This window comes from Gardnerella rara (assembly GCF_055452355.1).
Genome location: NZ_JBVBJP010000001.1, coordinates 126,629 through 152,630, shown reverse-complemented (window position 1 = coordinate 152,630; position 26,002 = coordinate 126,629). Strand labels below are relative to the sequence as shown.

The following is a 26,002-nucleotide window of genomic DNA, read 5'->3' as shown; positions in this document are numbered from 1 at the left end:
ATAAGATACCCATAAACAGTTTTAACAGTTTAAGAATCCATCAAAGCTTGACGAATATCCCACGCAATTCGTTCGGTTGCAGCAGATAATGCTCCAATATCTGGCCCATGCGAAGCAATGGACCTAGAAACTGTTACCAAAACGTTTCCGTGAGTGCCTGCAAAAACGGTTTTTAAGTCGTTAGCCTCCGCACCTTGCCAGCCGTAGCCTGGCGAAAGAATAGGGCCAGTAAAACTTGTTAAGTCTATTCCACCGCCATTCATCCAATCGCCAATAGTTGCTCCAACAATCAATCCAACAGAACCCATGCCTTTTGTATTGTTGTTAAAAGTTTGCGCAGTTTGAGCAATACCGTGAGCAACAGTTGTGCCTCGATAGGAACCCGTTTGGCGAATTGCTGTTTGCAAGCTTGCGCCTTCTCGATTAGACGTTAAAGAAGCAATAAATACGCCCTTGCCATTATTAAGAGCTTCATTAATAAGCCCGCCCATAGACCTAGCGCCGTAATACGGAAGAAGTGTAATTGCATCTGTAAGAAGAGGTGCTCCAGGCTTAAAATAAGCGTCTGCTAGAGCAGAAATTGTTGTAGACAACCCGCCGTGACCGCAATCAACAATAGTGATTACGTCCATTTGCCTTGCAGCATAAAGCACTCGCTCGAGCGCCGCAAATCCCTTAGACCCGTAGCGCTCGAACATGCTTGATTGGAATTTTACGGCAGCAGCCCTGCCGTTCATGGCTTGAAGCATACGCATGGAGAACAATTCTGCTCCTTGAGCGTCCATATTGTATCCCCAATTAAGCAGCATTTTGCGGTGTGGATCTATGCCAACGCATAATGGCCCATACTTTGCCATAGCGTTTTTTAGACGCAATCCAAAATCAGATCTTTGCGCCTGCAGTTCCTGCTCTCGTATGCTTTCGGTCATGTATTAAGCCCGACTTTCTTCGTTTTCTGCCTTTTCGATTGCAAACAGTTGCTTGGCATGCTCCTGAATGCTCATCACCTGGTAATCGTTGTTCTTAACGGCTTCTATAGCCATAAGAACTGGTGCAAACTCCGTAATCGTAGTGAACTGCGGAAGGTCTGCTGCAACAGCAGCTGCACGAATAGCATAACCATCCGTACGCGACCCTCTGGAATTCGGCGTGTTTAACACCATGTCAATCTTACCATTTTCAATCAGCTCAACCACGTTTTTGCCGATTCTTTCGTGAGCAGTCTCAGCATTTCGTACATCCTTCGCCGTGTCGCCTTGGCTTGAAAGCTTGTCAACAATCACGGAATCAATGCCGTAGCGGCGAAGCACAGATGCTGTACCTTCTGTAGCCCAAATTGTAAATCCAAGCTCCACAAGACGCACTGCAAGAAGAGGCAATTGCCTTTTATCCGCATCGCTTACCGACACAAACACGTTGCCGCTTGTAGGCAAACCGCCCTTGTATGCAGCAAGCTGACTCTTGGCAAAAGCATGCGGGAAGTCACGGTCAAAGCCCATAACTTCTCCAGTAGAGCGCATTTCTGGGCCAAGCAAAATGTCAACTGTGCGACCAACAGGCGTGCGGAAACGCTTAAATGGAAGTACAGAAGCCTTAATCGCAACTTGCTGGCCTGGGTGAATATCTCCACCATCTCCCTTTGGAAGAAGCAGCCCGCGCTTTCGCTGCTGTGCAATTGTCTCTCCAGCCATAATTCGAGCAGCAGCTTTAGCAAGAGCAACACCTGTAGCTTTAGAAGCAAACGGAACAGTTCTAGACGCTCTAGGATTTGCCTCAATTACATACAAAGTGTTTGCCATAAAAGCGTATTGCACGTTAATAAGACCGCGAACCGAGCAGCCTTGAGCAATCGAAAGCGTGCCCTCCCTAAGACGGCGAATTTGATCGTCGGAAAGCGTGCTTGGAGGAAGCGTGCAAGCAGCATCGCCAGAGTGCACACCAGCCTCTTCAACATGCTCCATAATGCCGCCAATATAAAGCTCATTGCCGTCGTAAAGAGCATCAACGTCAATCTCAATAGCGTCTTGCAGGAACTTATCAATCAAAAGAGGCGAAGGCAAGCGGCCAGACACAACGGTATCTGCTCGAGCTTCTTGCAAAGCGCGATCCACGTATTTTGCAAGCTGAGCATCGTCATACACGATTTCCATTCCTCGCCCACCAAGCACGTAGCTTGGTCGCACAAGAACAGGGTAACCGATTGCGTGAGCAGCATCTTTAGCTTCTTCAAGGCTTAAAGCCGTGCCGTATCGCGGAGCGTTCATGCCTTCTTGACGAAGAACCTCGCCAAAAAGCTCACGATTTTCCGCCAAATCAATGGCCTCAGGAGTAGTGCCCAAAATTGGAACTCCGGCAGCTTTAAGACGAGCCGCAAGCGAAAGTGGAGTTTGACCACCAAGCTGCACAATCACACCTTTAACTGGGCCAAGCTTCTTTTCTGCTTGATAAATCTCAAGCACGTCTTCGAAAGTAAGAGGCTCAAAGTAAAGACGATCCGACATATCGTAGTCTGTAGAAACCGTTTCAGGATTGCAATTAACCATAATGGTGTCGTAATCCTTGCCCAATTCCTGCACAGCGTGCACGCACGTGTAGTCAAACTCAATACCCTGGCCAATTCTGTTTGGACCAGATCCAAGAATAATCACAGCTTCGCGATTGCGCGGCTTAAGTTCACTTTCTTGAGCGTAGCAAGAATAGTAGTAAGGCGTTACAGCATCGAACTCTGCAGCGCAAGTGTCAACCGTTTTGTAAACAGGATGCAATCCATACGCCCAACGAAGCTCGCGAACCATGTTCTCGCCTTCGTCGCCAAGGTTACGCAAATGCGCAATCTGAACATCCGAAAGGCCTGCAAGCTTAGCGCTCTTCAAGACTTTTGGTGTCAAATTTTCTGCTTCACGAACCTCTAATGCCGTTTTGTTAATTAACGAAAGCTGCTCAACAAACCACGGGTCAATCTTTGTTGCCGCAAAAATCTGCTCTGGAGTTGCTCCACCCCAAAGAGCTCGCTGAATTTGCAAGTAGCGATGCTCTGTTGGCGTATGCATTTCTTCAAGAAGTCTATTAACTTCTTCTTTGCTCGGGCGCTCGCCATCCCAGTTAAAGCACGCGTGGCGCTTGTCGATTGAGCGCATTGCTTTTCCAAGAGACTCCTGGAAGTTTCCAGCCAAAGCCATCGCCTCGCCAACTGACTTCATAGAAGTTGTAAGCGTAGTATCTGCTCCAGGGAATTTTTCAAATGCAAAACGTGGAATCTTAGTTACAACGTAGTCGATTGTTGGCTCAAAGCTTGCAGGAGTTGAACGCGTAATATCGTTTTGAATTTCATCCAAAGTGTAGCCGAGCGCAAGTTTTGTAGCGATTTTTGCAATCGGGAATCCAGTTGCTTTAGATGCCAGAGCCGAAGAGCGCGAAACTCTAGGATTCATTTCGATTACGATTATGCGACCAGTCTTAGGGTTGATTGCAAACTGAATATTGCATCCGCCTGTATCAACGCCTACGCCTCGAATAATCGCAATGCCAATATCGCGCATCTTTTGATACTCGCGATCTGTTAGCGTAAAGCAAGGTGCAACTGTAATCGAGTCGCCCGTGTGAACGCCTACAGGGTCAACATTTTCGATTGGGCAAACAACAACAACGTTGTCTTTGGAGTCTCGCATAAGCTCCAGCTCAAATTCCTTCCAGCCTTCAATGCCTTCTTCAATAAGCACTTCGTCTGTTGGAGAATAATGGATTCCAGCTCCCGCAATTCGGTGTAATTCTTCCTTATTGTGAGCAATTCCAGAGCCTAAGCCGCCCATTGTAAAGCTTGGGCGTACTACTACTGGATATCCAAGCGATTCAACGATTTTATCTACTTCTTCGATTGAGTGAGCAATAAAAGATTTTGCGCTTTCTGCTCCAGCTTTTTCTACGACTTTCTTAAAAAGCTCACGATCTTCGCCACGGTCAATTGCTTCAAGAGATGCGCCAATAAGCTCCACATTGTACTTTTTTAGTATTCCTGCTTTGCCTAAATCCATTGCAGCATTTAATGCCGTCTGGCCGCCCAATGTTGGAAGAAGCGCATCTGGCTTCTCTTTAGCAATAATGCGCTCTAAGATTGCTGTGTCTATTGGCTCAATGTATGTTGCATCCGCAAGTTCTGGATCCGTCATAATCGTAGCTGGATTAGAGTTTACAAGGATTACGCGGATTCCCTCTTCGTGAAGCACTCGGCAAGCCTGCGTTCCCGAATAATCGAATTCTGCAGCCTGACCAATTACAATTGGGCCAGAACCAATCACCATTACAGACTTAATATCAGCACGTTTTGGCATTATAAATTCCTTTTATCCCTTTATACCTACTATTTTTCGCTCTTATTCTTGTGATTTTGCATAAGTTCTACAAAGCGGTCAAACAAGTACGATGCATCGTGAGGTCCTGCGGCTGCTTCTGGGTGATATTGCACAGAGAAAGCTGGAATATCAAGGCATTGCAAACCTTCTACAACATTGTCGTTAAGATCTACGTGAGACACTATTACGCGACCAAAATGGCCATTTTCGTAAGGCGATTCAACAGTCTCGCCAATAGGAGCATCTACAGCAAAACCATGATTGTGAGCCGTAACTTCCACTTTTCCAGTGGTCACGTCTTTTACAGGCTGATTTACGCCACGGTGACCAAACTTAAGCTTGTACGTTCCAAATCCAAGCGCTCGGCCAAGCAACTGGTTTCCAAAGCATATTCCAAAGAACGGGTAGCCCGCGTCTAGCACATTACGCAATAATTCCACTTCGCGATTTGCCTGAGCAGGGTCTCCAGGGCCATTCGAGAAGAACACGCCATCTGCGTTAAGCGCTTGAAGCGACTCAAAGCTTATTGAGGAGCTTACAACGTGTACTCGGCAGCCACGCTGAGCCAAGCGATGAGGAGTCATTGCTTTTATACCAAAGTCCACTGCTACAACGGTGTAAAGCGGCTCTTTGCCTTCATAATCTCCACAAGGCTCAATTGTATACGTCTCTTTTGTGCTAACTTCGTCGGTTAGTCGCAAGCCTTGCATTTGAGGAGTCTGTTTAATCTCATTTACAAAAGATGCAACCGTACGAATTGCGCCGGTGGTTTTATCTATAAGTGCATCATTAGAAAAAATGCCAGCACGCATAACGCCAACTGAGCGTAAATGTCGTACCAGCATTCTTGTATCAATACCACTGATTCCTACAATACCTTGTTTTTCTAAATCATCTTCCAATGAACCAGTGGCTCTCCAATTGCTAACATTAGGGCTTGGAGCTTTTACCACGTACCCCGCAACCCATATTTTTGAAGATTCTGGGTCTTCGTTGTTTATTCCAGTGTTTCCTATGTGTGGGAACGTTTGAACCACTATTTGTTGATCATAGCTTGGATCGGTAAGTGTTTCTTGGTAACCAGTCATTCCAGTAGAAAACACGATTTCAGCGCGTGTAGAACCTTTTGCGCCAAATGGTTTACCAACGTAAACCTGCCCGTCTTCCAATACTAATACTGCATCATCAGTGCCGAATCCGGCGAAGGTGTCGTTATAGCCCACCTTAACCCCCTTATGGCTTTAGGTTATTCGTGGCAAGTCTACTCAGATTGTCGGACGGCGACGCGCCGATAGATTGCAAAACAAAAATCCGCCTACTTTTTAAGCAAGCGGATTAACGTATTTTACGACTACTTTGTAGAACTAGAAGCCAAATCTAAGTTTTAGTTAGAACTAGAAGAATCACTTTCTTGCGATTCACTAGAATCACTAGAATCGTCAGATTCCCCAGATTCACCATTAAACTTAGCCAAGCAAGCGTCTTTGTCTAAAACAATTGCGCTCAAAAGACCATGAATAAAGGTGATTGCTTCATCGTCACTATATATCTTAGAAAGAGCAAGCGCCTCATCAATCGCAACTTTATCTGGCACTTCATCGTTTAGAAGAATCTCCCAAACAGCAATGCGCAAAATATTGCGATCAATAACCGCCATTCTTCCAACTTTCCAGCCTGTTGAATAGCGATTTAAGGTTTTATCAATTCTGTTTCTACGCTCACCTACTCCTCGAATAATGTCAACTGCATAATCTGGAAGAGGAGTTTGCGCGCCTGGCTCTTTCAAACGTTCGTCGAGTAAAGAAAGAATATTCTGACTTTTCTCGTCTGCCTCATAAAGGGTGTTCAATGCCCTCTTTCGAGCAGTGGAGCGTGCCATAGTAACGTCCTTCTTTTTATAAGTTTCTATTAGTTTTCGCGACCAAGGTAAGAGCCGTCACGAGTATCGACCTTAACTTTTTCGCCTTCGCCAACAAAGAGTGGAACCTGAATTTCAGCACCAGTTTCAACTGTTGCAGGCTTAGTACCAGCATTAGAGCGGTTGCCCTGCAAGCCTGGCTCAGTGTGAGTAATGGTCAAAATTACGGAAGCTGGAAGTTCTACGCTCAAAGGAGTGCCATCATGGAAGCTAACAATGCAGTCAGTTCCTTCAAGAAGATACTTGCTCTGTTCGCCAACCAAAACCTTAGGAATATACACCTGATCGTAGGTGGTCATATCCATAAACACGAAGTTATCGCCGTCTTCGTAGGAATACTGCAAAGTGCGGTTATCAACGGTCTCGAACTCCATCTTCATGCCGGCGTTAAAAGTCTTGTCGACAATCTTGCCCGAGAGCACGTTTTTAATGGTGGTACGAACGAAAGCAGGACCCTTGCCTGGCTTTACGTGCTGGAACTTAACAACGGTCCAAAGCTGACCGTCAAGGTTCAAAACCGATCCATTCTTAATATCATTGGTAGTCTGTGCCACGAGTTATCCGTTTCTTTCGCTAATTAAAGCTGCAATGCAGCTAAGAAATAAACCTTGCCTATTATGCCACAAAGCGTCAACTAATTAAAATATAGATGCTTATTTAATGCAATTAGTCAATTACTGTTGATTGTTTTGTTGCGATGACTCTGGATTTTCTCCCCTGCCCATAGGCTCATATCCACCATCTTCATCTTGATTATGAGGCGCATCTAATGGGTATCCATTGCCATCTCTACTTGTATCTATATTCTCGTTCTTATTTGCATCTCTATTTAAAAGACTATCAGCTATTTTCTTAATTTTTTCTTCGCACTGGCCTATAACAGCTTTTATTTTTTGATAAGACTGCTTTAACTCTTTATAATTATTGCTGCTTTTAGCAAGAGCATTACCAGCATCATTAATAGCATTTTCTAGACTTTGAGAAGCAACAGCTAAAATAGGCGACTTTTTAGCTTTCTCTACAAGCTCTCTAGCTTTTTTAACAAGATTCAACAATTGATCACTAAAAGCAGTTCTACTAGTTTTTATCAAATGTTCGGCAGATTGCTTAACAGATTTAGAATCTTTACGCAAGGAATCCAATTTGTCTGAAAGCTTATTTTCAACAGTTGGAGAATCGTAAGAATCCGCACCAACTGGGCATTGTGGAATATCTTCATTTAAGTCGTCATTGGCGTAATTTAACGAAGACTCAAAATCGTCTACCGCATCTTTGGCAATGTCAAAATCGTCGTCAAAGTCGGAAGATTTTATGTTGGAAGCGTTTTTAACAATTTGGCTAGATATAACTTTTTTAAGACTTTCTTTGGCGGAGATTACTTTTTTGCGCAATTGCACACAATTTTTAGATGGCTCACTTATGCTCAGCTTAGGTTTAGCGTTGTTTGCAAATAAGAAGAACCATAATCCAAAAATAACCCCAATTGATATAAGAGATGCGCAGATAATAGCAACAATAGCTTTTTTGTCACTTAGCAACGAGCTATTTAAATCATTGTCAGATGATCCAAAAATATTTTCTTGCTCGTATTGCGCAGGATTGCTAAAAGAATCCAAATCGCTAGTCGTTTGATATCTATCATCATTGTCTTCCATATTATGAAGATTATTACAAACTTTTGATATTTTTTAGCTACATATAAAAGCATAATTACAAAACATCAATTTATAATTATATTTACAAAAAAAGAACATAAATTAACATAACTTCTTTTCTTTGTTCATATGCGTTGATATGCTGAACACGTTCGAACAAGAACGAACATACACATGATTAACCCAGAGGAAAACCATGAAGAAACATATATTCGCATCTTGCGCATGTGCAGCAATGATTTGCTCATTAATACCAGCTCAGCAAGCCATTGCTAGCGAAGAATTAAACACAGGGTCAACGCAGCAAAAGGAATCTGTTGCGACTAATCCAGAAAACAAAGAAAACAAAGAAAACACACTAAACACTTGGCATGAAGCAAAATATCGGGGATTCTTTGACCCAACTCCTACTGGGCTAAAGTGGAAGTTTGACGAATCCACTAATACTCTTGAAATATCAAAAATTAACGGAACAGATTTTGCATCTGGCTCAATTGAAAAGATTATTTCGTCTAATAATAACAATCCAGATGGCGTAAATCTTGATACATCTAAAGTCAAAGTCATAAATATTGTTCAATCAGGCGATCAAACTGAAAATGCTGGAAAAATCCAACTAGGAAACGGTGCTAGCAAGCTGTTTTCAAACTTTGCAAATCTAGAAACAATAAACAATTTGGATTTATTTGACACTTCTAATGTAGAAGATATGTCTGGAATGTTTTCTTCAACACCTAAGTTAAAAAACATTAATGGCACTAAAGACTGGGATACAAGCCGCGTAACAGATATGAGCAGCCTGTTTGAAGATAGCGGAATAAGCAGCATAAATCCAATATCTAACTGGGATGTTAGCCACGTTGAAAACATGCAGCTAATGTTTAGAAACACAAAAAATTTGCGCACAGTTCACGGACTAGACGAAAAGTGGAACACTAGCAACGCTACAGACATGACTAGCATGTTTGAAGGCGGCGCAATTGAATCTGCAGACGGCATTAGAAACTTTAAAACTCGCAATGTTCATCATATGAGCAACATGTTCTACCAAGCAAAGAATCTTTCAAACGTTAAGGGAATTACTTGGGACAACACCTACTGCGATGAAGCAACTGGAATGTTTGCAGAAAGCGGATTAACAACTACCGAAGGCCTAGAAGTGTTTACAAACGACCATCTTGCTTCAATGGGAAGAATGTTTATGAACGCCAACAAGCTAGAAGACATTAAAGCGCTTGAAAATTGGGATATTAGCAACACTAACGACATTGGCAGAATGTTTACTGGAACAACCTCACTTAAAGAAGCTAATCTTGGAAAATGGAAAACTTCTTATGTTGGAAACATTATTGGCCTTTTTGAAAACAGTGGCGTTAAAAAGATAACTGGCTTAGAAAATTGGGATACAAAAAATGTTTGGAATATGGGAAAAGCATTTTCAAATACTACTAATTTAACGCAAATACCAGGAATCGAAAAATGGAACACTTCTAGCGCAACAGATATGAACGATATGTTTGCAAAGTCTTCGGTAACTTCGCTAGATATTTCTAATTGGGATTTAACGCAGGCTCTTAATGGTCAAACTGGTTCATCAAATAACGGCGTTAGGAACATGTTTGGCGGCAGCAAAATCGATGATATTACTATTCCATCTGGAGTGGATCTTAAGCAAACAAATCTTTCGGCACTTACTGATATTTGGAAAGAAGCAAGCGCACAAGATGGAAATCTTCGCATTAAACAAGATGGATTCTCAAATAGTGCAAAAGAATTAATAGAAAATAACGCAAAAGCAGACAAAGAAAAGACCCCTAGAAGATTCTTGCGCGGATACTTTATGGCTGCAATAAAGCACGGCGATGCTAGTATTAGTTGCTTGGTTAATACAAATGGAAAGAATAATTTTGTTGATGCAATTGTTAATTGCCAAGATAAAGACAGCAAAATAGTTGATTTCCGAAATCTAGATAAAGAAAATGCAAACAAAAAATTAGCTACACTACTTGGCTTACAAGATGAAATAGTTACGGCTTGGAACAATGGTGACTCTGATTTTGGCTCAGATTTAAAAAATCTTGATTTAAGTAAAGATTTTAATTTGACTGTTAAAACAACTGTTAAAACTCAAAGCACTCAAACAGAAGATCCAAGCGTTGTTGAGCCTAGTGCAGATGAATCTTTAGACTCTAATTCGGATTCTAATTCGGATTCTGAATCTAATTTGGATTCTGATTCTGGTTACAGTTTGCTCAGGTTATATAGATTATTAGCTGCGTTCAATCAAAATGACTACAGTTATAGCAGTTATTATCAAGCTAGTGCTGCTGCAAAAACATACGCTGCACAACCACAGAAGGTTGTAGAATCTAATGTTGCAGAACCTAAGGCTGAAGAAACTAAGGTTGCAGAATCAGCTCAATCGCAACAAGAAAATCAGGATACTTCTTACAAAGCAGAAATCGCCAATAAAACTGCAGAAAATAAGAAGCAGACCGAGCCAAGCAGCAACTCAAGCAGCAATAAGGCTGATTCCAAAGATTTGCAAAGCAATGATTCTAAAGAAAATGATTCTAAGGAAGACAATTCTAAAGATGAAGATTCAAGCAAAAGCGTAAACAAAAAGAAGAGCGCACTAAAAAATAACAGCTCTAGTGCAAAACCAGCTTCTTCAAATAAGAATACGAATGTACTAATGATTGGTGCATTAGCTGTATTTGTTGTTGCAATTGCTGGAATTGCAACCTTTGTTTTAAAGAAAAACTAAAACATTTGCAATAATTTTCCGCAAAATGTTGTACTACACACCGTGTTTTGCAACATTTTGCGGAAAATTTTAAGATTTTTTATTAAGCGCCATACTTAAGCGCCATATTGAAGAAGATATTTAGCAGCGCGATCTGCCAACTGCTGATTCATTACAGCTTCGCCGTTTGAATTACTAATGCTCTTAGCAGCATCAAAAATCTCACGAACGTTTGCAATTGGAAGCACTGGGAATCCAAACTCTTGCTCTACAGCTTTTACTGCAGAAAGCTCACTATCTTTAGTGCGCTCCATTCTATCCACTGCCAAAATCAAGCCAACAACTTCCACATCTGCTTCTGCTTTAAGCTTTGGCAAGACTTCTCGAACTGCGGTTCCAGCAGTCATAACGTCGTCAACTAGCAGCACTTTCATACCGTCTTTTAGCGGCTTTCCAACCATCATTCCGCCGTCACCATGGTCTTTTCTTTCTTTTCTATCAAAAGTAAAACCAACTGGCATATTGTAATTATTAGTTAAAGCAATAGACGTAGAAACAGCCAAAGGAATACCTTTATATGCAGGACCAAAAACCGTGTCGATATTGCTAGAAAGAACACCATCTTTGATTGCAGCAACAATTCTTTGAGCGTAATAATCGCCAAGAGAAGCGATTTTACTGCCGTCATCAAAAGCTCCAGCGTTAATAAAGTAAGGCGATTGGCGACCAGACTTAAGCGTAAAATCACCAAATTTAAGTGCGCCTGAATCAAGCAAAAACTTTGTAAAATCCTCGTGTAATTGTGCCATAATATTCTCCTTATTAAATTTAGTAAAACCTTATTAGCAAATCCTATTTACTTATTTTTACTTATTAGCGCCAAGTTATTAGCGCCAAGTTTTGCCTTCTTTAAGCAAAGACGCAAGCTTTGGCCTAGAATCAAGCAAATCATCCAACTCGCGCGCAATGCGAATTGGAGCAGTAGGATCCACAAGAGCCGCAGCCCCTACCTCTACAGCATTAGCGCCAGCATACAAGTATTCCAAAGCTTTCTCTCCAGAATCAATGCCTCCAATACCAATGATTGGAATATCTGGCATAGCTTGACGAACTCGCCAAACAAATCCAAGCCCAATTGGGAAGATTGCAGGGCCAGAAACACCGCCCGTTCGGTTTGCAATAATCGGCTCGCCCGTTTTAATATCAATACGCAAACCAACCAAAGTATTAATCATGCTAAGAGCGTCTGCACCAGCATCAACAGCAGCCTTGCAAATCGATACAATATCTGTAACATTTGGCGTCATTTTTACAATCATTGGCTTGTTTGTCATTGCGCGAAGTCGCTTAATTAAGCGATGAAGAGCCACAGGGTCTGTTCCCACACTCATGCCACCATGAGTTACATTCGGGCAGCTAACATTAATCTCCAGCATGTCTGCCGAGGAATCCGCAAGCTTTTCAACAACTTGAGCATAATCATCGTCACTGTGGCCAGCAACGTTAGTAATCACAAGCGCTCCAAGCTTTTTTAACTTCGGCAACTCGTCTACCAAATAGTGGTCAACTCCAGGATTTTGCAAGCCAACAGCATTTACCATTCCAGAAGGCGATTCCGCAGTGCGCGGAGCAGGATTTCCTTGCCACGGAACTGGAGAAACTCCCTTAGTGCAAATTGCTCCAAGCTGGCTTACATCGTAAAAGTGCGCGCAAGCTGCAAGCTGGAACGTTCCAGAAGCTGTTCCAACCATGTTTTTCCACTCAACGCCTGCAACTTTAGTTGAATGCTTCCAAACGTGGCTTGTGTCAAATCCAAGATTTTGCGCATTATTTTTCGCGTTTTCTAAAGCGTTATTTGTTTCGTTGCTCATATTCTTTCCTTTATTCCCATCCCAATCTCTGTGAGTCAAATACTGGGCCTTCGTTGCAAACCTTAAGTCTTCCTTCTAATGTGTCTACAACACAAGCAACACAAGTGCCATATCCGCAACCCATTCTGGCTTCTAAGCTTAGCTGACATTTAACATTACGCTTATGTGCCCAATGAGCTACAGCTTTCATCATTGGCATTGGCCCGCAAGAAAGAATAACAGTAGGCAAATCGCCATTAAAATCAAAATGATTTTCTTGCTCTAGCTCATTAAGCAAAGTAATAACCGTACCTTGCGTATTGCTAATGCTATAAACGTTATCAACGTATTCCTTCATAAATGAGTCAGCAAAATGATTATCTCTGTATCCAAGAACTGCCGTAACCTTGCAATTCTTATTCTTTGAAATAGCCTGCGCCGCACAAATCAAAGGAGGAACACCTAATCCTCCGCTTACAAGAACATAGTGAGCCGGCTTAGAAATATCAAAGCCCAATCCTAATGGTCCTAAAGCGTCTACAGTATCTCCTGCTTTAAGCTGCGCAAACTCGGCAGTGCCCTTACCAATCACAGCAAAAATAAGAGTAAATGTATCTCCATCAACGCTTGCAACGCCAAATGGCCGAGGAAGCATAGTTGTAGAATCTGGGGAATACAAGTTAACAAATTGCGCAGGAGTTGCCGTTTTAGCAATAGCATCATCGCGTAAAACTAAGCGGTACACACCTTCGTCAAGCTTTTGATTATCAAGCACTTCTATTGGGCGCCTTCCTAAAAGACGGCTATATTTGGGCTTGCTGGACTCCTCATTCGAATAGTCAAAAGAGCTTTCACTCAGCGTAGTTGTAACGCTTCTGGAAGATTTTTGAGTTTGAATAAACATGCCATCTCTCATGTATTTGCCCTATCTTGTTTAGTGTGTAACTTTATTTGTTTAGCTTTATTTATGTATTTTCGCTTGTAATTTGTAACTTGTTATTATTTATAGATTATATTCACATTTATTTAGCTATATTCACCTATAAACCGCCTGACGTAAATCATCTCGCATATTAATAGCCGCGCGAGCAGAAGAATCTGCAACAATATCTAGAATGTCATCTAAAGAAATCGAAGATTCATGCTTTTTATACGATTCGCAATTCTTCCAAGAGCCAATAATCCCGCGAGAAGAGTTTACTATAGCACCACTTCCATCTTTATCAAACATTCCAGCAACATCTTGAGCTGTTCCGCCTTGCGCTCCGTAGCCTGGGACCAAAAAGAAAGTATGTGGCATAATTTCGCGCAAATGCTGGCCTTCTTGCGGATGCGTTGCTCCGACCACTGCTCCAACTCTAGAATATCCGTGATTTCCAACGTTTGAAGCACCCCAGTTTTCAATCAACTCAGCAACATGCTCGTAAAGTGGCCTATTGTCTTCCACAACAAGCTCTTGCAACTCTTTGCTAGAAGGATTAGATGTGCGCAAAAGCACAAAAATGCTTTTATTGCGCGCAATTGCTTCGTTTATAAAAGGCTCAACGCCATCCGAACCCATATATGGATTTACGGTAAGCGAATCCTCATGCCAAAAATCCTTGGCGCTAGCAGTTTTTAGAAGATTAACCAAAGACTCGTCAAAATTATAAGAATCATCTTTAAAATACGAATCAAGATTAGCAAAACCTCGCAAATGTGCCGCATACTGGCCTGCAGTAGAGCCAATATCTCCACGCTTTGCATCTCCAATAACGATTAAACCTTTGGATTTAGCATAATCGCAAGTCATTGTGTACGTGTCGATTCCAGCAGGACCAAGTGCCTCGTACATTGCAATTTGTGGCTTAACAGCTGGAACAATATCGCAAATCGCATCAATAATTGCACGATTAAACTCAAAATAGGCAGCAGCAAGCAAAGTTGGCAAAGCCTCTTCACTTTCCACCTCTTGCAAAACTTCATCTGCTAAGCCGCTTAAAATTTGCGCAGGCAAAATACCAGGCTTTGGGTCTAAGCCAACAACCGTAGGATTTTGCTTTGCGCCAATCGCCTCTACTAACTCGTCCATTTTGCTCCCATTATCTATATTTTTACAACTACAACTTACAAATATGCTTGATTAAATACGTAACTACATTCTAGAAAACGCAATTTGCGATCCAATAATAGTTGCCACTGGCCTGCCCTTTAATTGCCATCCATCAAATGGCGTATTTCTAGCTTTCGAATGGAACAAGTTCGAATCTACACTCCACTTTTCACTCATGTTAATCAGCACTAAGTCAACGTTTTCTGGGTGCTCCGTGTTGCTTAATCGCAACGTGCGCCTAATTGCACATTTGGAAGAAACATTTAGCAAAGCCGAAATATCTGTAGAACGCCTACTCATTAATTGTCTAGGATTAACAGACATGAGTTCAATTAAATGCTTATCGTCTGTATAACCTGCCTCCACAAGAACTTTTCTACAAACCGCATAAGCACATTCTAGGCCAATAATGCCATTAGGTGCGCTCGCAAAATCGCCAGCCTTATCTGCAGCTGTGTGCGGAGCATGATCCGTTGCAATCATGTCTATAGTTCCATCTGCGATTGCAGCAAGAGTCGCCTGCCTATCTGCTTTAGATCTAAGCGGAGGATTCATTTTTGCATTAGCGCCATACTTTAAAACATCTTCATCACAAAGAGCAACATAGTGCGGAGCTGTTTCGCAAGTAATGGGCAAACCTTCCTTCTTTGCTTTGCGAATTGCCTCAAACGCAGCCGCAGTACTCACATGCTGGAAGTGAACATGAACGCCGCTAACTCTTGCAGCATCAATATCTCGCTTAACAATCGCAAGTTCCGTAGAAGCAGGAATTCCGCCAACGCCTAAAATTTTAGCCACTGGCCCTTCGTTTACAGAACCAGAATCATGATGCTCGCAATGTTCAACAAAAGGCAAGCCCGTTTGCTTTGCGATTTTTAGAACGTCTTGCAAAATCGGCTCTGGAACCGCAGCACCATCGTCGCTAATAGCAGTTACAGGATGCTTCTTCATTGGAGACGTTTTTTGACTATCTTCGACTCCAGGAACATACTTTTTCCACAGATTAACATTGCTAGGCTCAAGTCCACTTCTGCCAACAGATGCACAAACGCTTAAATCGTAGCGAACTGGCAGTTTTACGCCGTAGATACAACCGTATCTTTGCAAGTAATCAATCACATTTTCTACATCAAAAGGAGCATCATTCCAAGGCTCGCCGTCAACTGCAGGAATCGTATTTGGCATAATCAAAACCTGCGTGTAGCCACCTGCAGCAGCCGCATTGCCGCCAGTTGTCATCGTCTCCTTATCTGTTTGCCCAGGATCCCTAAAATGCACGTGTGGATCGGCAAAACCAGGAGCAACAATCCAATCGCTTGCATCAATTTCGCCATCAATCCGCGCATTTGGCTCTATTAAAGCATCTTGACGCACACCATCTACGATTAAATCGATGCGCTCGCTAGTATCCCAAACTGCAATATTTTGCAAAGTTAAGGTTCGAGAGTTATTCATGTTACTCCTAGTTCGCTCAAGGTTTTAAGTTATTTTAAATTATTTTAGATTATTTTATGCCAAATTCTAATCAGCTTATGCCGCTTCGTCACAATACAAGCAGCGATACACATTTGAGCCAGAATCATCCTTATAGAACTTTTTGACTAATGTTAATTCGCTATTTGTTATGCAACGAATATTAGGGCATTTAAGATCTTTAGGCGCATTCTTATCTTCTTTATGAACACGAGGATTAGCCAGCGAAATTCCACTGGCATCGTAAGCTTGCGATTCGTCTTTAGGAACGTTCACAAAATCTGTTGGCTCATAGCCCAAAAGCTCATCTCCAAGAACCGAGCTTTCTAACGCCATTCGCATAAGCATACCATTTTTAACCTGCTCAAAGTATGCCGCACGAGGATCCGCGTCAACGTCAACCGCAATCTCATTAATTCTAGGAAGTGGGTGAAGAACAGCCGTATTAGGCTTTGCTTTTTGCAATTTTTCTTCCGTCAAAATGTAAGTATCTCTAAGTCGCAAATATTGATCTCTGTCTGTAAAACGCTCTTCTTGCACGCGAGTCATGTAAAGCACGTCCAAGCTGCCAATCACTTCCATTAAGTCGCGAGTTTCTTCGTAAGAGCACGATTCGGTTGCATTTATGCGATCAATAACATATTGCGGAGTTTTAAGCTCGTCTGGACTAATCAGCACAAAATGAACGTTTCCAAAACGGCACAAAGTTTCAATAAGCGAGTGAACTGTGCGGCCGTACGTTAAGTCTCCGCAAAGCCCAACTGTTAAATTGTTAAGCCTGCCAAATCGCGCAAGAATAGTTGCCAAATCTGCAAGGGTTTGTGTAGGATGCATGTGGCCGCCGTCTCCAGCATTAATTACTGGCGTGCTCACAGCTTGCGTTGCTACAAAAGCGGCGCCTTCCTTAGGGTGACGCATTGCTACAACGTCTACATAGTTTGACACCACTCTTAACGTGTCGCTAACTGTTTCTCCCTTGCTTGCGCTAGAAAGCTGAGCGCCTGCAAAGCCAATCACCTTGCCGCCTAAGCGAAGCATTGCTGTTTCAAAGCTTAATCGTGTGCGCGTACTCGGCTCATAAAAAAGAGTGGCCAACACTCTGCCATCGCAAGTGTGGGCCACTTCTTTTCTGTGCGAATCAATGTATCGCGCTTTATCTAAAAGCATTCGTATTTGTGCTGTGGAAATATCGTCTAAAGTAACCACGCTTTTGCCTGCTAACGATTGAGCAATTGCGCAACGAGAAAAAACTTGATTGGAAGAATCAGAAAATGCGTTCGTCATAATAGAACCGCTTACCTTTCGCTAGTTGGCAAACGGCCGCGATTGTGCGCGACCTCCACGATTTTACTGATTATCATTGACGAATATGCGATTCGGAGTGGCGTATATTCGTTACCACAAAATGCAACAATTAAATGCAAAAATTGAACAAAAAATTAGTAAATCAAATTAAAAATCATTTTATTCATCGGCCATAGAAAATACGAGACATTACATCTCGGCATTGACGCATAACCGCCATTAAATCGTTTTCAAATACCCTACCCTGGTTTGGATCGTAGCCAAGATAAGTTGCGATTCCACCCAAAGAATACGAGTCCGTTGGAATAACATCGGCGCGCTCTAAGGAACCAGACCACAAGAAGTTTGCATTTCGCACCGCAGAACACATATGCCAGCAGCGTTCCAACACATCAGCATCTTCTAAATCAATCAAATGTGATTCTTTAAGCGCTTTCAACGCTTGCATTGTGCCAACTGTACGCAAAGACTCGTATTTTCCAGCGTATTGCAATTGCAAAAGCTGAACAGTCCACTCAACATCGCTTAAACCGCCGCGGCCAAGCTTTAAATGCCTATCTCTACTAACACCTCTTGGCAAACGCTCTGCTTCCATACGAGCTTTAAGCTTACGAATTTCCGCCACTTGCGATTCACTAAGCGGCTCTGCCGAATAACGCAAATCGTTTACCACTCCACTTAGCAAAGAATCCGCCAACTCTTTGGATCCTGCAGCAAAACGCGCACGTAAAAGCGCTTGATTCTCCCACGTACTAGCCCACTTTTTGTAATAATGCTCGCAAGATTCTAGCGAGCGCACAAGAGGACCATCTTTGCCTTCTGGGCGCAAATCTAGATCAACCATGATTTTTGGCTCTAAAGTAAGAGGACCTTGCAAAATATTTCGCAATACATCTACGGTTGTCTGCGCAAAACGATGAGACAAATCAGAACTAGAATCAGAGGCAACTTCGCTACTGCAATCATCTTCTGTAGGCTTATAAACAACCATCATGTCTGCGTCCGAACAGAAGTTAACTTCTCTGCCCCCGTAACGACCCAAAGCAATAATTGCAATCGAAGCTTTACTGCTGCCTAAGCCCATTTTATAAGCAGAATCTTTCATAGACCACTGCAAAGCAGCATCAAGCACGGCATCAAACACATCGCTCATCGCTTGCATCGAAGTATCATCATCAATAAGCCCACACATCCAAGCAAGAGCTACTCGCTCGATTTCTTGCCGTCTTAAAGCGCGCAGAGACTGAGCAAAATCCGCAATACTGCTTGAATATCTTGCAACCATTGCGTGCGTTTGCATATCTAAGCTTCCTCTATCTCGTGCAGAAAGCGCAGAATCGTCTCCAAGCCACGTAATCGACTGCATTGATTGCATCATTGCGTCGCCTAAATAACGTGAATCAGACAAAACGTGGCAAAGCCTACGAGCTGCACTAGGAGAATCACGCAAAAATCCTAAGTACGTGTTTTTTCCGCCAAAGCGTTCGGAAAGTCGCCTAAAAGCAAGCAAACCCATATCTGGGTTTTGGCCCTCTCCAAGCCATTTTAAGACTGCTGGAAGAAGAATCCTGTGAATTTTAGCCGCACGCGAAAGCCCTTCTGTAAGCGCCTCAACATGCATTTGTGCAGCCTTTGAGTCTGCAAAACCGATTGACGCAAAACGCGCTCTAGCAGCATTTGCAGAAAGAACAATAGGATCCGCATCTGTTTGTGCATTAATAGGCAGCATTGGACGGTAGTAAATATCTTTATGCAAGTGCCTAATTTCCCTACGTGCTTTATCAAATCGCGCAACAAGCTCTTCTGGCGTAAGCCTAACGGCTCTAGCAAGACGCCTTATTTGACTATTATCGTTAAGTTCTTCTGCACTAATACTTCTTGCGCGGTCTAAACCACCATTGCCATGAGCGCCTAAATCAGGGAATAAATGCGTTCGCTGCATATTCCACATTTGCTGGCGGTGTTCTAGTACACGCTCAAAACGGTAATGTTCTGCCAAAATTGCAGCTTGCGATCTAGAAACGTATCCTCCAGCAGACAAAGCATTAAGCGCACTAAGCGTATCTTTAACTCGAAGAGACTGGTCTTCACTTCCATGCACAAGTTGCAGCATTTGCACAGTAAATTCAACATCGCGCAAGCCACCTCGCCCAAGCTTCATATCCAGGTCTCGCTGCGATGCTGGAATCAAGGATTCTACACGCTGACGCATATGCTGGCAATCTGCAACAAAATGTTCGCGGCCAGACGCCTTCCAAATAAAAGAATCCGCCATTTTTCTGTATTCGTTTCCAAGTTGCACATCTCCAGCCGCTGGTCTTGATTTTAAAAGCGCCTGAAATTCCCAGCTACTTGCCCACTTTTCGTAGTATTCTCTATGAGATTCTAACCGCCTAACAAGTGGACCGTCTTTACCTTCTGGCCTAAGTGCAGTATCAATCTGCCACAATGGCGGCTCCGTGCAACCAATAACAATAGATTGGCAAACTTTTTGTAAAACCATTGCAATCGAGCAGGCTGTTCTAATCGCCTCATCTTGGCTAACACCTTTAGATGGCTCAGCAACGTAAATTAGATCAATATCGGAAACGTAGTTTATTTCTTGCGCTCCCAATTTTCCCATTGCGATTATTGCAAATCTGCAGCAACACGATCCCGAAACCTGCCCGCGCGCAATAGCAAGCGCTGCCTCTAAAGCAGCATCAGCCGCATCGGACAGCTTGCGACTTATATCTGGCTGCAATTCTACAGGATCTGCGCTCGCTAAATCGTATGCCATAATCGCAGCAACATGCTGACGATATCTTTCTCTAAGAGCATAAACTGCCTGCGCAAATCCCATTGAGCTTATAGGAACACTGCACGAGTCACCGCTTTTATCAGCATTTTCTACAGCATCTTCCTCATCAGCTGTAGCCTTCCCATTAGCTGTATCATTCCCATTAGATTCAGCTACTTTAATATCGGCATCTTTAGCACTAACAACAGTTGCCCTATAAGCTTGAATAGCCTCTAGCAAGTCTAAAACACGCTCTTCTAAAGTCATGTGCAATAGATGATTTGGATCGTTTGCTGCCGCGTTTATTAAGCAAGGATGCGTTCGCATTAGCATTGCAAATGCTTTAGACGCTCCAATAACCTGCATTAAAGACGCAAGCGGGCTTGTTATTAGCGAATTATTAGAGCTTTGAGCAATTTTTTGAACAACTTTTTGCTGGTCTTGGCAAATGTCTTTAAAAGCCAAAATTGCATAATCTGGATCTTCTACTCTTTTTATGCTTTCTAAAATTTTTAGAGCATTTAGCGAGTTGTCTTCACAATTTTTGCAAACATCTTCTATAGTTTTACGAGCAGATTCTGGGCGCGCAAATCCAGCTTTAACTAAGCTTCTATACGATAAATCGCAGTTTTTATCGTCACTAGAATCTTGATTTTCACTTTGTGTAGAATCGCCAGCTAAAGCGCCAGAAAACCTACCAATCAAGTTTCCACTCACAGCGCCACTATTGCCCGTTTGATTGCTCATAACGCCACTGTACATTGTGGTGCCGTCCAATAAGATTTTGCACAGCACCACACGCACAAATTACACAATTTTGGTAAAAAGCGGCTTAACGTTTGACCAAATGCTTCTAGTAACACCAGGACGATTCATTGTATACAAGTGTATTCCGTCTACTCCTTGCGCAACTAAATCGTTAATCTGCTGAGACGCAAATATGCTTCCAGCGTCTTGCAAAACTTCTGGGTTGCTTCCCCAGCGTTCCATCATTGCTAAAACAGGCTCGGTTATTGCAGAAGAACACATTTTTGTCATTCTCTTAACCTGATTTGCGTTTACAACAGGCATTACTCCAGCTTCAATCGGAACGTTAATTCCAGATTTTCTAGCTAAATCCCTAAATCGCAAGAAGTCATCGTTATTGTAAAAAAGTTGCGAAATCAAATGAGTGACTCCTGCATCAACTTTTTTCTTTAGATTATCGATGTCTTCTTGCAAAGTAGCAGATTCGGGGTGCTTTTCGGGGTAGCATGCGCCAAAAATAGGCAAATCAGGGCGCTGCGTGCGAATATAAGCAACTAAATCGCTGGCATGGTTAAACACGCCAGCAGCATCCTGACCTTCAATAACGTCTCCACGCAAAGCCAAAATGCCACTAACACCTGCCTTGTCGAACAACTCTAATGCTTCGTCAACATCATCATAATTTAGGTATCTTGCTGTTAAATGTGCAACAGCTTTAATACCGTATTCCGATTGAATTGTGTTGGCAATTCTAGCAGTAGCAGTTCGATCCGAAGATTTTCCAGTTCCATAAGTTACAGATATAAAATCTGGATCCAATCCCCTTAAGCCATCTAAAGTGTCGTAAATCGTACCTATTGGAGATGTTCTTTTAGGTGGAAACACTTCTAGCGAAAACTTTGGTTTATAGGTCATTTCAAACCGCCACCCAATTCGCTTCTAACCTTTTTGGCTGCAGAAACAAGATTTTGCAAGCTAACCCACGTTTCTGCATTGCCTCGTGTTTTCAAGCCGCAATCTGGGTTAATCCACAGTTTATTAGCTGGCATTTTGCGCAAAATCTCGTGAATTCTGTTAACAATCTCCTCTTCGCTAGGAACACGAGGAGAGTGAATGTCGTAAACACCAGGGCCAGCTTCTGTTTCAAAGTTTGCGTCATGAATAGCGTCCAAAACAACTAAATCTCCACGCGAAGCCTCAAACGATATTACGTCTGCGTCCATTGCGTCAATGTCTTGAATAATGTCGTTAAACTCCGAATAGCACATATGTGTGTGAATCTGCGTAGTAGCAGCCACAGCAGAATGTACAAGACGGAAAGCCGCAATAGCCCAGTCCAAATACTTCTTATGCCAATCCGAACGCCTAAGCGGCAACTTTTCACGCAAAGCAGCCTCATCGATTTGAATTACGCGAATTCCAGCACGCTCTAAGTCTAAAACTTCATCTCGTATAGCAAGAGCCAGCTGCTGCGTTTGCTGCTCGTGGGTAATATCTTCGCGAGGCCAAGACCAGTTAAGAATCGTTACAGGCCCCGTTAGCATGCCTTTCATAACATGATTTGTGCGGCTTTGGGCATACGCGCTCCACTCTACCGTGATTGGCTGTGCTCTAGAAACATCACTCCAAACAATTGGAGGCTTTACGCAGCGAGTTCCATAAGACTGCACCCAAGCATTCTTGGTAAACTTAAATCCGTGCAAATGCTGGCCAAAGTATTCCACCATGTCGTTTCGCTCAAATTCGCCATGCACAAGAACGTCTAGGCCAATGCTCTCCTGGTGTTCTATGCACTCGTCTATTTGCTTGCCAATAAATGCGTTGTATTCTTCTTTACTAATTTCGCCTTTTCTAAAAAGCGCTCGAATCGACCTTATCTCTTTTGTTTGAGGGAAGGATCCGATAGTTGTTGTAGGCAAATCAGGCAATCCCAATGCTTCTTTTTGCAATTTTTGACGCTCAGCGCGAGCTGGCTTTCGCTCAAAATCTTCTGGCTTAAGGCTTGAGATTCGCGCTTTAACACTTTCGTCTGTCTTTACTCTAGATCCGTCGAATAATGCTTGATTTTGCGCTAATTCCTCGCTATTTTTAAGCTCATCATCATTCAAAACGCAAAGTTTAGCAATTTCGCTTACTTCCTTCAATTTTTCTACAGCAAACGCAAAATGCTTTAATACGTCTTCACCAAGCTCTTCTCCATTCGTGCTAAATGGAACGTGCAAAAGAGAGCATGCAGTAGAAACAGCTATGCGATTAGTAACATTTTTTTGCAAAGCGTCTAATAAGCCAAGACTTTGTGCGTAATCATTTTTCCAAATGTTTCTACCATTAACAATTCCTGCAAAAATAGTGGTTTTCTCGTTCACTCCATATTCTTGCAAAGCTTCAAGGTTTTCCTCTTTGCCTTCTACAAAATCCAAGCCAATTGCGTCAAACGCTAAATCGTTTACAGTTTTATAGGAGTCTAAAATATTGCCAAAGTATGTATTAAGCAAAATCTTAACGCTGCTTGCGTTTTCAGCGTTTTCAAGCCTGCTTTCTAGAATCGGCTTATATAAATCGCTAAAAATCTTTAAATCGCCATCTTCTTTATCTAAACACAAGTATGGTTCGTCAAATTGCAACCACTTTGCTCCAAGACTTGCAAATCGTTTTACAATATTGCAATATGCTTCTGCTAATGCTTCAATCGTTTCTTTGTTTGGCTCTAATTCCTGAGCTTGTGGATTGCGAGCAAGCTTTAAGAAGGTGTATGGGCCAATCAACACTGGCTTTGTTTCAATTCCAAGATCTTTTGCTTCATTAAACTCGTCAAATGGCTTTGTACCAACTAAACGCAAATCTTGTGGATTTTCAACTTCTGGAACAATGTAGTGATAGTTGGTTGTAAACCACTTCTTCATTGGAAGAGCCGTAACGTCTCCAAAGCTCCCTTGATACCCGCGCGCTATTGCAAACAGTGTATCTTCTGCATTTTCAAACTCTAGCTTTTTGTATCTTTCTGGCACTGCGCCAAGCAGGATTGCCGTATCTAACATTTGATCGTAGTAGCTAAAATCATTGCTTGGTATGAGTTCTATTCCAGCTTCTGCCTGAATCTTCCAATGCTTTTTGCGCAAGTCTTTTGCAACTTGTCTTACTTCTTCTAGCGTTGCGTCTTTTTTCCAATAGCGTTCAATAACTTTTTTAAGCTCGCGATTGGCGCCAATCCTTGGGAAACCCTGTACGGACGTTAGAACGGTATGCATATATCCTCCAAAAAAAATCAATAACCTGATTCAGCCTAGCAAACATTTGGCCTAATGGGGTCATCAACTATTTGGGGGTGTCGTTATAACCTGAATTTATATGCGTATTTTATGCGGATTTTATACAGATTTTATACAGATTTCCGCGTATTTTACTCAAAATCTTTTGGACTTATAACGCCCAGGGCTTTTGCTCCTCGAAGTCCGCAGGTTGTAAAAGGCGTTTCAGATACTAGAACAACAATCGAAGCATTGGAAAGTCCAAGTCGCATTGTTCCTAAAACATCTGGGTCTGAATCGGCGGAAGAAAGCCATTGTGCAGCCATCGACATTGTTGGCTCATGGCCTATAATCATTGTTATTCTAGATTCACTCCTAATAGCACAAAGCTCATCCATTACGGATTGCATTCCGCCATCATATAAGCTTTTTCTTGATGCGACTATTGGCGAATCTCCAAATTTTTTAAGCATTTTTTGCATTGTTTGTTCGCTGCGATTCGCGCTTGAACAAACAATATAATCTGGAACAAGCTTTAAAGATTGCAAGCCTTTTGCCATTATTTTTGCTTGTTTTAAGCCTTTATCGCTAAGGTCTCTTCCCCAATCGTCTCCCATTGTTGGCGGATGTGCTTTTGCGTGGCGCATTAGTAACAACACATATTTTGCGTGCTTTACTTTTTTAGCAATTTTCTTGATTGACGCCGCCATTTTAATCTCCTACAGTCTTCGGTTAAGCCTTGTTGGACTTTGGATTTTGGTTAGGTAACTGTGCTATTTGCGAGTCTAAATCTTTTAAAACTTTTCTAAGTTTTCTATCGGATATATCTCTAAGAGATAAGTCTTCTAACTGTTCTGCGCGCTCTTCGGGTGTTAAAGCATCAATATCGCTAACAGTATCTTTTGTAGCACGCTCGCGCTTTTTTAGCGCATTAAATCCTTGTGCCATTGCGCGCGAAATAACCAAAAAACCAGTATGACCTATCATTGCATGATCTGGTCTAACTGCTAAATCTTGAGCTTTCCAAGTTCTTTCTAACGTTTCTTGAATCTCTGGCTCTGTCCAAACTCCCGAAGCACGCAAACTTTGTGCCATTCTAGACATTTGCGTTGTAGTTGTTACGTACGCAACCAATACGCCACCTGGAGCAATAACTCTATAAGCCTGTTCAAGCCTGTTCCAAGGATCAAGCATATCTAACATAATGCGGTCAAAATAGCCTTCTGGAAGTGATTTTGCTACTGAATCAAAATCTCCAGTTAAAAGATTCCACCATTTTGGTTTTTCACCATAGTAAATCGTTGCGTTTAACTGCGCGATTCTAGCAAAATCAGGCCTAAGCTCTATTGTTGTAAGCTCACCACTTTGCCCAACCGCATCTAAAAGACTTAAGCTCATTGCCCCAGAGCCTGCTCCCGACTCTAAAACGCGCATTCCAGAGCGAATATCTCCTAAAGAAATCACTTGTGCAATATCTTTTGGATACATGATTTGAGCGCCTCTTGGCATGGATAAAACGTAATCCGTCAATCGCGGACGCATAACTACATAATCCCATCCGCCTATTGCGCGCGCTGCCATCCATGGCTTGTTTGATTCTTTAGATGCATCAACTGGCTTATTGCTCTGCTCAAAATCTCGTTTTGTGCTAACTGTTGTTACTACAACGCCTTGAGTTTTGCCAATAACATCATCGTGCAAAATAATGCCATGCTCAGTTTGTGTAACTCCGCCTTTAGTAAGCTGCGCTGTGATTCGCTTGCCTTTTCTATCGGTGAATTGGATTTTTTCACCAACTTGCAAAGCTCCTCTACGCGTATAGCTTTCGTACACAAAACAC

The 26,002-nt window shown here is 42.4% G+C and carries 17 protein-coding genes and 1 pseudogene; 1 reads left to right on the top strand and 17 read right to left on the bottom strand.

Annotation, left to right across the window (positions count from 1 at the left end):
- Nucleotides 1-29 precede the first annotated feature (29 nt).
- From pyrF (ACZ0NX_RS00605) to ACZ0NX_RS00580, 6 genes are all read right to left on the bottom strand, one after another.
- Complete coding sequence (pyrF, locus tag ACZ0NX_RS00605; RefSeq protein ID WP_060786656.1) at nt 30-929, bottom strand: orotidine-5'-phosphate decarboxylase; 900 nt, start codon at nt 927-929, stop codon at nt 30-32.
- Nucleotides 930-932: 3 nt separating this feature from the next.
- A complete protein-coding gene (gene carB / locus ACZ0NX_RS00600) occupies nt 933-4,328 on the bottom strand; it encodes a carbamoyl-phosphate synthase large subunit (protein ID WP_464404929.1) in 3,396 nt (1,131 codons plus the stop codon).
- A gap of 29 nt (nt 4,329-4,357) precedes the next feature.
- A complete protein-coding gene (carA, locus tag ACZ0NX_RS00595; RefSeq protein WP_060786654.1) occupies nt 4,358-5,572 on the bottom strand; it encodes a glutamine-hydrolyzing carbamoyl-phosphate synthase small subunit in 1,215 nt (404 codons plus the stop codon).
- A 161-nt stretch (nt 5,573-5,733) separates the two neighbouring features.
- Nucleotides 5,734-6,228 (bottom strand): transcription antitermination factor NusB, encoded by a 495-nt coding sequence (gene nusB, locus ACZ0NX_RS00590; protein ID WP_415695691.1) that lies wholly within the window; start codon nt 6,226-6,228, stop codon nt 5,734-5,736.
- A gap of 29 nt (nt 6,229-6,257) precedes the next feature.
- Nucleotides 6,258-6,821: an elongation factor P gene (efp, locus tag ACZ0NX_RS00585; RefSeq protein WP_004111770.1), complete on the bottom strand. Its 564-nt coding sequence runs from the start codon at nt 6,819-6,821 to the stop codon at nt 6,258-6,260.
- A 120-nt stretch (nt 6,822-6,941) separates the two neighbouring features.
- Nucleotides 6,942-7,922: a hypothetical protein gene (locus ACZ0NX_RS00580; protein WP_464404927.1), complete on the bottom strand. Its 981-nt coding sequence runs from the start codon at nt 7,920-7,922 to the stop codon at nt 6,942-6,944.
- Nucleotides 7,923-8,118: 196 nt separating this feature from the next.
- Between ACZ0NX_RS00580 and ACZ0NX_RS00575 the strand changes: the two genes are divergently transcribed.
- Nucleotides 8,119-10,689, top strand: coding sequence for a BspA family leucine-rich repeat surface protein (locus tag ACZ0NX_RS00575; protein WP_464404925.1), 2,571 nt, complete (start codon nt 8,119-8,121; stop codon nt 10,687-10,689).
- A 95-nt stretch (nt 10,690-10,784) separates the two neighbouring features.
- On the opposite strand, the gene pyrE is transcribed toward ACZ0NX_RS00575, so the two are convergent.
- The 11 genes and pseudogenes from pyrE to ACZ0NX_RS00520 form a co-directional block, all read right to left on the bottom strand.
- Nucleotides 10,785-11,477, bottom strand: a complete 693-nt coding sequence (gene pyrE, locus ACZ0NX_RS00570) for an orotate phosphoribosyltransferase (protein ID WP_464404923.1) — start codon at nt 11,475-11,477, stop codon at nt 10,785-10,787.
- A 78-nt stretch (nt 11,478-11,555) separates the two neighbouring features.
- Complete coding sequence (locus ACZ0NX_RS00565) at nt 11,556-12,539, bottom strand: dihydroorotate dehydrogenase (RefSeq protein ID WP_060786649.1); 984 nt, start codon at nt 12,537-12,539, stop codon at nt 11,556-11,558.
- A gap of 10 nt (nt 12,540-12,549) precedes the next feature.
- The gene (locus ACZ0NX_RS00560; protein WP_464404921.1) at nt 12,550-13,434 is read right to left on the bottom strand and encodes a dihydroorotate dehydrogenase electron transfer subunit; all 885 of its coding nucleotides are present in this window, start codon (nt 13,432-13,434) and stop codon (nt 12,550-12,552) included.
- A 120-nt stretch (nt 13,435-13,554) separates the two neighbouring features.
- Nucleotides 13,555-14,589, bottom strand: coding sequence for an orotidine-5'-phosphate decarboxylase (gene pyrF / locus ACZ0NX_RS00555; protein ID WP_464404919.1), 1,035 nt, complete (start codon nt 14,587-14,589; stop codon nt 13,555-13,557).
- Between the two features lie 63 nt (nt 14,590-14,652).
- Nucleotides 14,653-16,065, bottom strand: a complete 1,413-nt coding sequence (locus tag ACZ0NX_RS00550) for a dihydroorotase (RefSeq protein WP_464404917.1) — start codon at nt 16,063-16,065, stop codon at nt 14,653-14,655.
- Nucleotides 16,066-16,140: 75 nt separating this feature from the next.
- Nucleotides 16,141-17,367 carry an aspartate carbamoyltransferase gene (gene pyrB / locus ACZ0NX_RS00545; protein WP_060786645.1) on the bottom strand — a complete coding sequence of 409 codons (1,227 nt, stop codon included), beginning with the start codon at nt 17,365-17,367 and terminating at the stop codon, nt 16,141-16,143.
- 184 nt (nt 17,368-17,551) lie between these two features.
- Nucleotides 17,552-20,794 (bottom strand): annotated as a pseudogene (locus ACZ0NX_RS00540) (bifunctional [glutamine synthetase] adenylyltransferase/[glutamine synthetase]-adenylyl-L-tyrosine phosphorylase); the annotation flags it as partial.
- Nucleotides 20,795-20,974: 180 nt separating this feature from the next.
- Nucleotides 20,975-21,829, bottom strand: a complete 855-nt coding sequence (gene metF / locus ACZ0NX_RS00535) for a methylenetetrahydrofolate reductase [NAD(P)H] (protein ID WP_060786643.1) — start codon at nt 21,827-21,829, stop codon at nt 20,975-20,977.
- Nucleotides 21,826-24,162, bottom strand: coding sequence for a 5-methyltetrahydropteroyltriglutamate--homocysteine S-methyltransferase (gene metE / locus ACZ0NX_RS00530; protein WP_060786642.1), 2,337 nt, complete (start codon nt 24,160-24,162; stop codon nt 21,826-21,828). Before metE ends, metF begins: the two co-directional genes overlap by 4 nt.
- Before the next feature lie 152 nt (nt 24,163-24,314).
- Nucleotides 24,315-24,872, bottom strand: coding sequence for a SixA phosphatase family protein (locus ACZ0NX_RS00525; RefSeq protein WP_464404914.1), 558 nt, complete (start codon nt 24,870-24,872; stop codon nt 24,315-24,317).
- A gap of 22 nt (nt 24,873-24,894) precedes the next feature.
- Nucleotides 24,895-25,995, bottom strand: coding sequence for a tRNA (adenine-N1)-methyltransferase (locus tag ACZ0NX_RS00520; RefSeq protein WP_415695701.1), 1,101 nt, complete (start codon nt 25,993-25,995; stop codon nt 24,895-24,897).
- Nucleotides 25,996-26,002: the final 7 nt, after the last annotated feature.